A 12,490-nucleotide genomic window follows, 5' to 3' on the forward strand; every position below is an offset into this window, starting at 1 on the left:
ATCGCATGCGGGCGACCTCGCGGAGAGCCCGGTCCCCACCCCGACTAGAGTGGTGTCCGGCTCTGTACTGCCCACCGCGACTGCCCACCGCGTCATCCCAAGGAGCACCCCGTGCTTACGCTTTTCTTCGAAGCTCTGTTGGTCCTCGTCTGCGTCGGCGTCCTCGCCTTCACCGGGCTGGTCGTGAAGAAGCTGTACCAGGGCCAGCGCTGACCCCCATCAAGGAATTGCCCACCTCATGATCGAGATCCCGTCCGACCTGCACAAGGACCTCGTCCCCCTCGTCTTCCTGCTCGGCAACTGGGCGGGAGCGGGCGTCCACGACTTCCCCGGCTCCGAGAAGTGCAACTTCGGGCAGGAGGTCTCCTTCACCCATGACGGGCGGGACTTCCTGGAGTACCACTCGCACACGTGGGTGCTCGATGCCGACGGGAACAAGGTCAGGCCCCTGGAGACCGAGTCCGGCTTCTGGCGCATCGACGGCAGCCGCAAGGTCGAGGTCGTCATGACCCGCGACGACGGTGTCGTCGAGATCTGGTACGGCGACCTGGCCGCCAAGCAGCCGCAGATCGACCTGGTCACGGACGCCGTGGCACGCACGGCCGCGTCCGGCCCGTACAGCGGCGGCAAGCGCCTCTACGGCTACGTGAAGAGCGACCTCATGTGGGTCGGCGAGAAGCAGACCCCCGAGGTCGAGCTGCGCCCCTACATGTCCGCGCACCTGAAGAAGGTCGTCACCCCGGACGACGTCGAGCGCTGGGCCAAGGCCCTCCCGGACGACATGCCGGACGACGGGATCGCTTTCTTCAAGTAGCTCTAGACTTCCTGGTGTGGTGAGCACCGACTGGAAGAGCGATCTGCGGCAGCGCGGTTACCGGCTGACACCGCAGCGGCAACTCGTGCTCGAAGCCGTGGACACCCTGGAGCACGCGACCCCCGACGACATCCTCGTGGAAGTGAGGAAGACGGCGTCGGGGGTCAACATCTCCACGGTGTACCGGACCCTGGAGCTCCTGGAGGAGCTCGGGCTGGTTTCGCACGCCCACCTCGGGCACGGTGCGCCCACGTACCACCTCGCGGACCGGCACCACCATCTCCATCTGGTCTGCCGTGACTGCACCAACGTCATCGAGGCGGACATGGGGGTGGCCGCCGACTTCACCGCCAAGCTCCGCGAGACGTTCGGCTTCGACACCGACATGAAGCACTTCGCGATCTTCGGCCGGTGCGAGGACTGCGCGGCCAAGCTCGACGCCAAGCTCGACACCAAGAAATAAAAACGGCGCCCACTCGGTCGTACGCTGTGTGGATATGAAAAGCCCTCTGCTGTCCCTGCCCGGCGCCGTCCCTGCCGAAGGCGTGGACGAAGGCGTCGCCGCCCACTACGGCGACCTGTTCCGAGAACAGCGCGCCTTCGCCGACGGCACCGGCTTCGTGGACCTCTCGCACCGCGGTGTGGTCACCGTCACCGGTGACGACCGGCTCACCTGGCTGCACCTGCTGCTCACCCAGCACGTCACCGACCTCCCGGTCGGCCGTGCCACCGAGGCGCTGATCCTGTCCGCGCACGGCCACATCGAGCACGCGCTGTACCTCGTCGACGACGGGACGACCACCTGGGCCCACGTGGAGCCCGACACCCAGGAGGCGCTGATCGCGTACCTGGATTCGATGAAGTTCTTCTACCGGGTCGAAGTCGCCGACCGGACGGGCGACTTCGCGGTCGTGCACCTGCCGGCCGGATCGATCGCCGAGGTCCCGGACGGTGTTGTCGTACGTGAGACCCCGTTCGGGCGTGATCTCTTCCTGCCGCGTGCCGACCTGGAGTCGTACGCCGCGGACGTCGAGGGGCATGGCCCGGCGGTCGGGATCCTCGCGTACGAGGCGCTGCGCGTCGAGAACCACCAGCCGCGGCTCGGTTTCGAGACGGACCACCGGACCATCCCGCATGAGCTGGGCTGGATCGGCAGCGCTGTGCATCTGCAGAAGGGCTGCTACCGGGGGCAGGAGACCGTCGCCCGCGTCCAGAACCTGGGCAAGCCCCCGCGCCGGCTCGTCTTCCTGCACCTGGACGGCAGCGAGGTCCATCTGCCGCCGCACGGCACCGAGCTGCGCCTCGCGGACGAGGGACCCGACGGCCGCAAGATCGGTTTCGTGACGACGGCCGTACGGCACCACGAGCTGGGCCCGATCGCGCTGGCGCTGGTGAAGCGGAACGTGCCGCTGGACGCGAGGCTGGTGGCCGATACGACGGCCGCGGCGCAGGAGGTCGTGGTCGAGCCGTAGACCCGGCCCGCGCTTCTGGTCCGGCCTATTCCGACAGAGCCCGCATTTCCGACCAGAGCCTAGATTTCCAACAGCACGGTGAACGGGCCGTCGTTCGTGAGTGAGACGCGCATCTTCGCGCCGAACCGGCCCGTCGCCACCGTCGCTCCCAGCGAACGGAGTTGGGCAACGACCTCGTCCACGAGGGGCTCGGCGACGTCGCCGGGGGCGGCCGCGTTCCAGGTGGGGCGGCGGCCCTTGCGGGCGTCTCCGTAGAGCGTGAACTGGCTGATGACGAGGAGTGGCGCGTCGATGTCGGAGCACGACTTCTCGTCGGTCAGCATGCGGATCGACCAGAGTTTGCGCGCCAGTTGAGCGGCTTTCTCCTTGGTGTCCTCGTGGGTCACCCCGACGAGGACGCACAGTCCCTCGCCGGTGATCTCCCCGACCGTCTCGCCCTCTACGACGACGCTCGCGCCGTCCACTCTCTGCACCACCGCACGCATATGGACCATCATGCCGTGCTTCGCGTTGGCCTTCGTGCAACCCCTGTAGGACCCCATGCGACCCCCATGCCACCTCCGTATGGGCTCCTTCTTATTGATCCTTAACCCCCCATCTGGGGCCGATCGGGGGCACTCGGTCACATAGCGGCCACTTGGGGTGGCACGATGCTCACACACGCCGGTCGAGGGGACGGTTGAGGCACATGAGCACACCGAGTACGGGGCAGTCACCCGGGGCGGTTTCGCTGATTCGGGGGGAACCACCTTCAACAACTTCATCAAGTTCAACAAAATCATCGACGTCATCGGCGGCATCCGCAGCATCGATTTCGTCGACTTCATCGATTGCGGCAGGTCCACCACAGCCACCGCAATCGCCCCACTCACCACATTCGCCACTCCCCGTCGGCGTTGTGGTCCGTCCGCCCACGCAGCGGACGGACAGCCCGATGGTTGAGTCGCCGCTCGAGCCCGAGCTGGGTCTCCTGGGCCTGCCCGAGCTGCGCACCCTGCGCAGGGACGCACAGCGGGACGAGGCCGATCTGAGTTATGTGCGGCGGCTGCTTCAGGGGCGGATCGACATCCTGCGGGCCGAGTTGCGGCGGCGTGCCGATCCCCGGCGGGGCCGGGGCGGTGACGGTGACCGCGAGGCGCCTGCCGCCCAGGAGGCGTCCGTGGCGTCCGTCGTCGAGCGGCTGTCGGAGATCCTGACGGACGCGCCCGCGCGGCAGCGCTCGTCCGCGCGGCATGTGACGGTGGGTACGCCGCACAGCGAGGAGTATCGGCGGCTGGCCGCGGACATGCTCGCCGAGGTCGAGCTGTCCGACCTGGAGGCCCGTACGGATCTGGAGCTGAACACCGCGATGGGGCGGCTCGTGCGGTACGAGCAACAGGTTTCGCGGCGGCGGCAGCAGTTGCAGCGGACGGCCGACGAGTGCAGCACGGAGATCGCGCGCCGATACCGTGAGGGTGAAGCGCAAGTGGACGACCTGCTCATGTGACGCGGCGGCCGTCTTGAGGTGGGGGCTGCGCCCCTTTGGGGGCGCGGGGCGGCGACATCGTGCGGCTCCGCCGCGTGGGCACGACCAGCCCCCATCCGCCCATCCGCCCGCTCGCCCGCGGTGAGCCCACCGGTCCGAGGACTGGAGGCCCCGGCCTCGGCCCCGGCGGAGAGAAAAGCGCGCGACACCCCTTGGTACGTATGCCTAGCGTGAGCGCATGAGCCGTGGCCAGGACATCGACGTACGAACGATCACCGAGGACGAGATCCCGGAGTGGATCCGGGCGCTGAACACCGGGTTTCTGCGGCCGCCGAGTGTGCCGGAGACGGAGGTGGCGGACCGGAGTACGTACATCGTGCCGGAGCGGACGCTGGGCGCGTTCGACGCGGGGCGGTGCGTGGGGACGTTCAGGTCGTTCGGGCAGGAGGTCACGGCGGTGGGCGGCGGGGCCGTGGCGGCCGACGCGATCTCGAATGTGACGGTTACCGCGACGCACCGGCGGCGGGGAATCCTGACCCGGATGATGGCCCGGGATCTGGCGGCCGCGAAGGAGCGGGGCGATGTCGTGGCGACGCTGATCGCCGCGGAGTATCCGATCTATGGGCGGTACGGGTTCGGGCCGGCGACGACGGCTGCCCAGTGGACGATCGATGTACCGCGGGCGGGGCTCGATCCACGGTGGGCCGGACCGGACGACGGCGGGCGCGTCGATCTGGTGGATGGCGATGACGTACGGAAGATCGGGCCGGATCTGCATGAGCGGCTGAGGCGGTCGCAGCCGGGTGCCATCGATCGGTGGGAGCGGTGGTGGAAGGTCAGTACCGGGGTGCTGGTTCTGGACCGGGCCGCGTGGACCGAGCCGTTCTTCGCCGTGTACCGCGATGAGGAGGGGGAGGTCGAGGGGCTGCTCGCGTACACCGTGGACGATCACTGGGGGGATGCGAAGCAGCCGCTCGATACGGCGACGGTCATGGACATGATCGCGGTCTCGTCGGCCGCCGAGCGCGCCCTGTGGCGGTACGTCTGCTCAGTGGACTGGGTTACAAAGGTCAGGACGGGGTGGCGGGCCCCCGATGATCTGCTGCCGCATCTGCTGCCCGACCCGCGTGCGGCGCGGATTACGGCGCAGGCGGACTGGTTGTGGGTGCGGGTCCTGGATGTCGTGGCGGCGTTGGAGGCGCGTACGTACCAGGGGACGGGGAGTGTCGTGCTGGAGGTCGTCGACCCGGACGGGCTGTGCGGTGGGCGGTACCGGCTGGACGCTTCGCCGGAGGGGTCCAGTTGCGTGCGGACGACGGAGACTGCCGAACTCACCTTGGGGGTCGGCGAGTTGGGGGCGCTGTGGCTGGGCGACGAGTCGGTGGTGCGGCTTGTCGCGCTTGGCCGGGTGGGGGAAACGCGGGCGGGCGCCGCCACCGTCGCCGACGCCCTGTTGCGTACATCCAGGCGACCTTGGTGCCCGGACATCTTCTGATGTTGTGTGCTGTGCGCTGCGCTCAGCGCATGGTGAATTGCGGTTGTGAGTTTTGAGTTTTGAGTTGCGGGTCGTGGTTGGTTGTGGGTGCTGACTCGGGGTTCCGTGGCCGAGTCCTGGGCTCACCTCCTCCTCCGTAGCGGTGAGTGGGTGTGGACGGTGGAACAGACTGACCGAGCTCCCGGCTCCCCTCCGGAAGGGAGCCCGGTCAGCCGCACTTGGGGGTCCGGCGGTCAGCCGGACTGGGCGAGCAGCATGACGAGGATCACGGCCCCGATGCCGCCGATCATGGTGTTCTTGGCCTTGATGCCGACGGTCAGGGCGACGAAGGCGATGATGCCCATCCATCCGAACTTCACCTGGAGCAGGTGCTCGAGGCCGAGGACAAGGGCGGCGAGGACGAGGGCGACGAGCGGCATGACGGTCCCTCCTTCGGGACGGGGAGGCGGACCCCCGTTGAGGACCGTCCACCTGGTCGACAGTTACGACTCTGGTGGCCAACCCTCGGGAAGTTTGACCATGTTGCTCAAGTTGGTAACCAACTTCACTGAACTTATCTCCGTTTGGAAGCGTCTCATAACCACCTTCACGGTAACTGCCCAAAGATGGCGCGAAGTTGTAGGGTTTGGTTGTGGACCCGGAACACGGCACCGTCAATGGTCGGAAGAGGGCACAGCGGCCACTGAGGTCACACCGAGAGGTGGCCGACGAACTGCGCAGCCGGATCAGGTCCGGTGAGCTGCGGCCGGGACAGCGCATGCCCACGCAGGCCAAGCTGGCCCACGAGTTCGGGGTCGAGCGGGGGGCCGTACGCGAGGCGTTGCGCATCCTGCAGTCGGAGAACCTGCTCTCCAACGTGTCCAAAGGGAGCCCGGCGACCGTCGCCCCGCACGTGGGCGAAGCCCTGGTCGGGCCGGAAGCGCCGCCGCAGCCCACCATGGTGGCGCTCGCGCCGCGGATGACAGCCGCTTTCGCGGCCTCTCACGTGGAGATCGACGCCCTGTGTCTGACGGCGGTCTCCCTCACTCTCGCGATGGGCGAGCCGTTGCGCCTCATCCACGAGGGGCGAATAAAACCAGCCAGGGTCGACGTCCGGGTGCTCCTGCCGTCCAGCGACATCGATCTCGCCTTCCCGGCCCCGGTGGACGATACGGTCGACGACCGGCTGCAGCGCCGCTGGCTGGCCCACCGCAACGCCCAGGGCCAGGTCCTGAAGCACAATCTGCTGGCGTTACGGGCCACGCACGGCATCGATGTGCACGTCACCTTCCGGGCCCTGCCGTTCACCCCGCCGGTGAAGTTGTACCTGCTCAACGAGTCGGAGGCGCTGTTCGCGTACTACACGCTGACGCGGCGCGGCGAGGAGATCGACCACGAGTACCTGGAGATGTACGACGCGGAGGGGACCCAGTCCATGCTGTTCCCCTTCGAGCAGGGGCCCGGCCCGCGGGACACGACCTTCGTCGAGCAGTCGCACCTGTGGTTCAACGCACTGTGGGAGACCATCAGCTCGGAGCTGGTGCTCACGAGTTGAGGTCTCCCGGTGGCGGTGCTGGGTCTCCTGAAAGGGCGTCCTCGCAGGTCATGCAGGTCATGCAGGTCGTTCGGGTCATGCACACTCGGGTCGTGCGGGTCGTGCGGGTTACGCAGGTCATAGGGCGGGACCGGTGACCATCAGGGCGAGGACGACGGCCCCGATCGAGCTGCAGGTGGGGCTCTTCGCCTTGATGCCGATGGTGAGCAGCAACAGCCCGACGACGCCACTCGTGCCGTACTGGACCTCGACGAACTGCTCGAAGCCGACGACGAAGAGGGCGGAGAGGACGGCTATGAGGGGCATGGTGGATCCTCCTTCGGGTCTGGCGGGCGGGCGGGAGGAGCGAGCGGTGCGGACGGTGCTGGAGAGGCGCGGCGCCTTCCCATCTGCCAAGCACTTGCGAGAGGAGGCAAAACTTCCGCCATCTTCACCAAGTTGGCAACCAACTACAGTTAAGTTATCCCCAGTTGGTACCTAGTTATAAACAACCTTCAAACAACTCCCCTCAGATGGACCGAAGTTGTAGCGTTTGGTCGTGACCCAGGAGAACGTGGCAGTGAACGGCAGCAGAAGACTCTCGCCCCAGGAGATCGCCGACATCCTGCGGGACCGCATCCGCGCGGGTGACCTGCGGGCCGGCGACCGCCTGCCCACGCAGGCCGAACTCGCCGAGGAGTTCGGCGTGGAACGCGGCACGGTCCGCCAGGCCCTGCGCGCCCTCCAGCAGGACGGCCTCCTGAGCAACGTCAGCAAGGGGAGTCCGCCGCGGGTGGCGGAGGTGACACCCGCCAGCGATGAGCCTCAGCCGACGATGGTGGGGCTGGCACCGCGGCTGGCGGAGGCGTTCGCGGCGCCGCACGTCCGTGTGGACGCCGTGTGCCTCACCGCCGAGACGCTGATGATGGCACTCGGTGAACCGGTCCGCCTGATCCACGAGGGCCGCTTCCGTCCGGAGTCGATCGACGTTCGGATCCTCCTGCCCTCCAGGGACATCAACCTGGCCTTCCCGGTGTCCGTGGAAGTGCAGGGAGACGACGATCCGGTCCACACCCGCTGGCTGGAGCAGCGAAACGCCCAGGGCCATGTCCTGCGCCACAACCTTCAGACCCTGCGCTCCTCCCACGGCATCGATGTCCGAGTGACGTTCCGCGCGCTGCCGTTCACGCCACCGATCAAGCTGTACCTGCTCAACGGGGTCGAGGCCTTAATCGCGTACTACATGATCGCGAGGCGCGAGGAGGCCGTCGACAGTGGAACGCTCGACATGTACGACGCCCTGGGCTACCAGTCCCTCCTCTTCTCCTTCGAGCAAAGAGCCGGTCAACGCGACGCCGCCTTCGTCGAGCAGTCCCAAAAGTGGTTCGACGCCCTCTGGGAAACCATCACGACGGACCTGACACTCTCCTAGTGACTAGTGATACGGCGAGTGATACGGCGCAGACTGAACCGGTGACCGAACTGACTGAGGAACTGCGGGAGTTGATCGCGGGGGCACGCTTCGTGCTCTTCGACTTCGACGGGCCGATCTGCCGGTTGTTCGCGGGGCATTCCGCGGAGGACGTGGCGAAGGATCTGGTGGAGTGGCTGGAGCGGCAGGGGCTCCGAGGACTGCTGACCGAGGAGGAACGCGTCCATCCTGATCCGATGGCGGTTCTGTACGCGGTCAATCTGCGCCATCCGCACAGCGACCTGGTGACCGAGCTGGAGGAGCGGCTCACCCAGCAGGAACTCAAGGCCGTGCCCAGCGCCTGGCCCACCGAGTTCGCGGACGCGCTGATACGGACCTGGAGTGCCGTCGGAGCGCGGCTGGCGATAGCGACCAACAACTCGGCCCGAACCGCCGCCAGTTATCTCGCGAGCCGCGGCCTCTCCGGATGCTTCGCGCCCAACATCTACGGCCGCACCCAGGACCTGCACCACCTCAAACCGGACCCCCACTGCCTCAACCGTGCCCTCAGCGCCATGGGCGCCGCCCCGTCGTCCTCCCTCATGATCGGAGACGCCCCCACGGACTTCGAAGCCGCTCAGCGTGCCGGCATTCCGTTCCTTGGCTACGCGCGTAACGGCCGCAAGGAGAAGCTGCTGCGAGAGGCCGGAGCCGGTGTCGTCGTGGGGTCGTTGGAGCCGGTGCGGCGGGCGCTCTGGCGTCAGGTCTGAAGTTGAAGGGTCAGCAGGAAGAAGAGGCCGGCCGACCACCAGGCCAATCGGGGGTGACGGGCGCGTACGCCCACGATGGCCAGGGTGAGCAGGGCCAGACCTGCGATACCCAGCCGTGTCTGTACCGCCTGCATCGTCCAGAACTCGATGCAGGTGCCCACCAGTTGGAAGAAGACCATTTGCCCCACCCCGTCCACTTCAGTGGATCCTCGAATCCTCAGTGAATCGATCAACTAGCCGTCCAATTGGACTGGTTGACTTGGATTGGTTCTCCCCTGTGGAGTAGATCCCTTAACTAACCAGTCCAGTAAGCCTTCACATGTGACTGGAAGTGGTTTGCCTGCCGGAGGGGCGGGGGTACGGTCGCTGTGTGGATGCAGAACGCGGCGACGGAGGCGGGAAGGAGTTCGACCGTGTCCTGTCCGCACTCCGTGCCGGCATCGTCGACGGTACGTATCCGCTGGGCTCCTTGCTTCCTCCGCAGCGTGAGCTCGCCCGGGAGTTCGGGGTCTCACGCGACACCTTGCAGCGTGTGTTGCGCGAGCTGGGTGGCGAAGGTCTGATCAAGTCCCGTCAGGGCAGCGGATCACGAGTCGTCGAGCGCCCAGTTCGCGAGCAGACGCAGCGGCGCGTGGCGCCGCGGGCGTCCGCGGCCCTTGGTCCCTTCATCGACCGGGCCTTCGAGCAACCGGAAGTCGTGCTGGACGTCTTCACCCTGACGTCCGAGTCCCTGGATGCCCATATCCGGCTCCAGGCCGAGCGGATACGGGGCGGTCTCATTGCGCCGGAGAAGATCAGCCTCCGCATGCTGCTGCCGTCAGAAACGCTGGAACTCGCCTATCCGCGCGTCAAGCACGATCCTCACGATCCGCGCCCGCAGGGACGGCTGCACGACATCACACGGCGGCATACATCCTCGTTGCGCGGCATGCTGCGGGAGTTGCAGAGCGACAAGCTGGTGTCGTCCATCGTCGTGGACATCCGACATGTGCCGCTGACTCCTCCGTTCAAGCTCTACCTGCTCAACGGGGTCGAGATGCTGCTGGGACCGTATGCGGTGGTGGAGCGCGCCGTCTTGCTGGACGACGACACCGAACTGGACATCCTTGACGTGGTGGGACTGGGCTCTCCGCTGACCCACTTCGCGAAGGGGAGCGATCCGGAGGCGGCGGTCTCCCAGTGGGTCGAGAACATGCAGAACTGGTTCGACTCATGCTGGAACCTGCTCGCAGAGTGACACCGGAACAGCCGTCTCGTGTCATGCCGTGGGGCGCGCGCCGCTAAGGTGTGCATCACTTTCAAGGTGTGCATCACCTTCGACGTCCCCGCGGAACTATTCAGGAGCGGCCAGTGGGCGTACATCCTGTGCCCAGTCCTTCATCTCTGAAGTGCGCGGGAGCCGACACGTACGACCGCTTCGCGAGATATGCCCAGACGCACGGCCAGATGAAGCGAGGGCACCACAACCTGAACTACATGGTGCCCCTGACGGAACCCATGGCGCGCCGCGTGGGGGGTGTCGAGGGAACGCTTGTCACTGTGCGGTCTCGGCTCCCCGAGGTGCTGCCCGTGGTGATCAGGACCTGGCAGGACGAGTCCGAGGTGCTCAGGGCCGCCAAGGGAGTTCTGCCTCATGTGCCCGAGTGCCTTGACCGCCGTGGGAACACCGCGGTGCACAGCTATGTGGAGGGCGTGCCGCTCTCCAGCATCTGTCCGGACGACAAGCCGGTCGATCCGCTTCTCATCGCGGCGTTGGCCGGGTTGCTGGGGGAGATGACCAGGGTACGCAAGGAGGCTCTGCCTCCACTGCCCGAGTCCTGGCCGCGCAACGGCAAGGACAGCACCGGGTTCCTGCGCACGCTCGTTCAGCAGGCGGAGCAGCAGATTCGCGTGCCCAACTGGCGCAGGTTCGGCGGCTTGTTCGCGGCACTGGACGTCCCCGAGGACGCCTTGGTTCGGTTTGCCGAACGATTGCCCGTCCTTGCGCGTCGCCCATACAGCCTGCTGCATACGGATCTCCACCGGGACAATGTGATCGTCTCCTACCACGGGCAGCCACCGCTGATCTGCGTGGACTGGGAACTGGCGAGCTACGGGGACCCCCTGCACGACCTGGCCACCCATCTTGTGCGGATGCGGTATCCCGAATTCCAGCGGGAGGAGGTGACCGATGCCTGGGCTCGGGTGATGAACGAGATCAGGCCGGCGGCCCTCAACGGCCTGGACCGCGATCTGGAGACCTATCTCGACTTCGAGCGTGCACAGTCCGTCTTCCCGGATGTGATGCGTGCGGCGAATTCACTGGGCGACACGTTCGATCAGCAGAAGCTGGACAAGGCGACCCAGGCGGTGCGTCGAGCGCTGGTGAACGCCGCCGCACCGCTGCAGTTGCCCGGGCCTCCCGGGGAGAGCGAGATCGAGCGCGCTCTCTACCGATGGTGGGCTGCCGGGTCCGGTCCGGAGCCTCAGCGCCTCCGGCAAGTGGCGCCGATCCGCTGGGAGCCGGACGACCGGGTGCCGGAGCGCGCCGACTTTCCCCGGTCAGCTGTGATGGACGCGCTGGTCGCCGAGGGCGCGGCTCCCGCATCGCGCGTATTCAAAGGCACGATGCATCTCAACACCGTGGTGCAAGTGCCGGGTGTGGATTTTCCCGTCGTGGTGCGTCGGAAGGTGAGGTCGGCCATCCGCCGCGAGCGTTGTCTGCTGGACGAGCACGCGGTCCTGAAGGCGATCGAGGAGTCGTCGGGGGTTCCGGTACACGCGCCACGAGCCTTGGCGTTGGGTACGAGCTGCCTGGGGGACCAGTTCACGATCCAGTCGTACGAAGGACCGGCCGCCGGCGAGCACCCGCCCAAGCACCCTGTGAAAGGCCTCCGTCCTGAAGAGGCGGACGTTCTGGTGGATCAGCTCGTCGCGTTGACATCGGTCAATTACGAGGGGATCTCCGGGGCTGTGGAGCAGGTCGATTTCTACAGCTGGCTGAGTGACGAGCTGGTGCGTCTGGTCAGTGAATTGCCCGTCGAGTCGCTGAAACTCGCCCGAGAGTTCGGGCTGCCGGATGCGCAGCGGCTGGGAGAGCTCCTCCAGCGCCACCGCGCCGTATCCCGCCAGCCCGCGCTGCTGCACGGGGACCTCAATCCATGGAACATGGTCCGTCGGCAGGGGGGTGGACTCGCCCTCATCGACTGGGAGATGGCAATGGTCGGCGACCCTCTGTACGACCTGGTCCGGCACATACATCTCACCCCGACCGAAGCCTGGATCCGCGACCGTATGTTCGAGCGGTGGACCAGCAAGCTCCCGGAGGAGTCCACGCGGGGATGGTCGAGTGACAGGCGCCTGTACCGCTGGATCGAGATCGTCCGATCCGCCTATGTGGACCTGGACCGGTTGGTCACGGGGTCCGGACTCGACGCGCCAAATGTGCGGCGCGCGGTGGGTTCGTACGAGATGACCCTGGCCCATGCCACCGCTGCGCTGGGGTTGCCCCCCAAGACCACGATCAACCCCTACCTCGCTCGGGCGCTGCGGCGCGGGGAACACGTCTGAG

At 66.9% G+C, this 12,490-nt stretch carries 14 protein-coding genes; 10 read left to right on the plus strand and 4 right to left on the minus strand.

Going from position 1 to position 12,490, the window contains the following annotated elements; translation table 11 throughout:
* Positions 1-238 precede the first annotated feature (238 nt).
* Genes ACTWQR_RS19240 through ygfZ form a run of 3 tightly spaced genes read left to right on the plus strand, consistent with a single transcriptional unit; the run spans position 239 to position 2,286 of the window.
* Positions 239-814: an FABP family protein gene (locus ACTWQR_RS19240; RefSeq protein ID WP_443228328.1), complete on the plus strand. Its 576-nt coding sequence runs from the start codon at positions 239-241 to the stop codon at positions 812-814.
* Between the two features lie 16 nt (positions 815-830).
* A complete protein-coding gene (locus tag ACTWQR_RS19245) occupies positions 831-1,277 on the plus strand; it encodes a Fur family transcriptional regulator (protein ID WP_443228329.1) in 447 nt (148 codons plus the stop codon).
* Positions 1,278-1,311: 34 nt separating this feature from the next.
* Positions 1,312-2,286 carry a CAF17-like 4Fe-4S cluster assembly/insertion protein YgfZ gene (gene ygfZ / locus ACTWQR_RS19250; protein WP_443228330.1) on the plus strand — a complete coding sequence of 325 codons (975 nt, stop codon included), beginning with the start codon at positions 1,312-1,314 and terminating at the stop codon, positions 2,284-2,286.
* A 59-nt stretch (positions 2,287-2,345) separates the two neighbouring features.
* Here ygfZ and dtd read toward each other — a convergent pair whose 3' ends face one another.
* Positions 2,346-2,771 (minus strand): D-aminoacyl-tRNA deacylase, encoded by a 426-nt coding sequence (gene dtd / locus ACTWQR_RS19255; RefSeq protein ID WP_443228426.1) that lies wholly within the window; start codon positions 2,769-2,771, stop codon positions 2,346-2,348.
* A gap of 203 nt (positions 2,772-2,974) precedes the next feature.
* Between dtd and ACTWQR_RS19260 the strand changes: the two genes are divergently transcribed.
* Together ACTWQR_RS19260 and ACTWQR_RS19265 are read left to right on the plus strand one after the other, a co-directional pair.
* The gene (locus ACTWQR_RS19260) at positions 2,975-3,772 is read left to right on the plus strand and encodes an RsiG family protein (protein WP_443228331.1); all 798 of its coding nucleotides are present in this window, start codon (positions 2,975-2,977) and stop codon (positions 3,770-3,772) included.
* Between the two features lie 217 nt (positions 3,773-3,989).
* The gene (locus ACTWQR_RS19265; protein ID WP_443228332.1) at positions 3,990-5,246 is read left to right on the plus strand and encodes a GNAT family N-acetyltransferase; all 1,257 of its coding nucleotides are present in this window, start codon (positions 3,990-3,992) and stop codon (positions 5,244-5,246) included.
* Between the two features lie 233 nt (positions 5,247-5,479).
* Here ACTWQR_RS19265 and ACTWQR_RS19270 read toward each other — a convergent pair whose 3' ends face one another.
* Positions 5,480-5,665 carry a hypothetical protein gene (locus ACTWQR_RS19270; RefSeq protein ID WP_443228333.1) on the minus strand — a complete coding sequence of 62 codons (186 nt, stop codon included), beginning with the start codon at positions 5,663-5,665 and terminating at the stop codon, positions 5,480-5,482.
* A 206-nt stretch (positions 5,666-5,871) separates the two neighbouring features.
* Between ACTWQR_RS19270 and ACTWQR_RS19275 the strand changes: the two genes are divergently transcribed.
* A complete protein-coding gene (locus ACTWQR_RS19275; protein ID WP_443228334.1) occupies positions 5,872-6,780 on the plus strand; it encodes a winged helix-turn-helix domain-containing protein in 909 nt (302 codons plus the stop codon).
* 117 nt (positions 6,781-6,897) lie between these two features.
* Here the strand turns inward: ACTWQR_RS19275 and ACTWQR_RS19280 are convergent, their stop codons facing one another.
* Positions 6,898-7,086, minus strand: a complete 189-nt coding sequence (locus ACTWQR_RS19280) for a hypothetical protein (RefSeq protein ID WP_443228335.1) — start codon at positions 7,084-7,086, stop codon at positions 6,898-6,900.
* A gap of 226 nt (positions 7,087-7,312) precedes the next feature.
* On the opposite strand from ACTWQR_RS19280, the gene ACTWQR_RS19285 reads away from it, so the two are divergent.
* Positions 7,313-8,191: a GntR family transcriptional regulator gene (locus tag ACTWQR_RS19285; protein WP_443228336.1), complete on the plus strand. Its 879-nt coding sequence runs from the start codon at positions 7,313-7,315 to the stop codon at positions 8,189-8,191.
* Complete coding sequence (locus tag ACTWQR_RS19290; RefSeq protein WP_443228337.1) at positions 8,140-8,940, plus strand: HAD family hydrolase; 801 nt, start codon at positions 8,140-8,142, stop codon at positions 8,938-8,940. Before ACTWQR_RS19285 ends, ACTWQR_RS19290 begins: the two co-directional genes overlap by 52 nt.
* Here the strand turns inward: ACTWQR_RS19290 and ACTWQR_RS19295 are convergent.
* On the minus strand, positions 8,931-9,119 hold the full coding sequence (locus ACTWQR_RS19295) for a hypothetical protein (RefSeq protein ID WP_443228338.1): 189 nt from the start codon (positions 9,117-9,119) through the stop codon (positions 8,931-8,933). The genes ACTWQR_RS19290 and ACTWQR_RS19295 overlap by 10 nt on opposite strands.
* A gap of 191 nt (positions 9,120-9,310) precedes the next feature.
* Here ACTWQR_RS19295 and ACTWQR_RS19300 point away from each other — a divergent pair, with 191 nt between their 5' ends.
* Together ACTWQR_RS19300 and ACTWQR_RS19305 are read left to right on the plus strand one after the other, a co-directional pair.
* Entirely contained in the window at positions 9,311-10,177 is an 867-nt protein-coding gene (locus tag ACTWQR_RS19300; RefSeq protein WP_443228339.1) for a GntR family transcriptional regulator, read from the plus strand.
* 209 nt (positions 10,178-10,386) lie between these two features.
* Entirely contained in the window at positions 10,387-12,489 is a 2,103-nt protein-coding gene (locus tag ACTWQR_RS19305) for a phosphotransferase (RefSeq protein WP_443228427.1), read from the plus strand.
* The last annotated feature ends 1 nt before the right edge of the window (position 12,490 follow it).

This window comes from Streptomyces sp. 2A115 (assembly GCF_052245575.1).
In the GTDB taxonomy this organism is placed as follows: Bacteria; Actinomycetota; Actinomycetes; order Streptomycetales; family Streptomycetaceae; genus Streptomyces.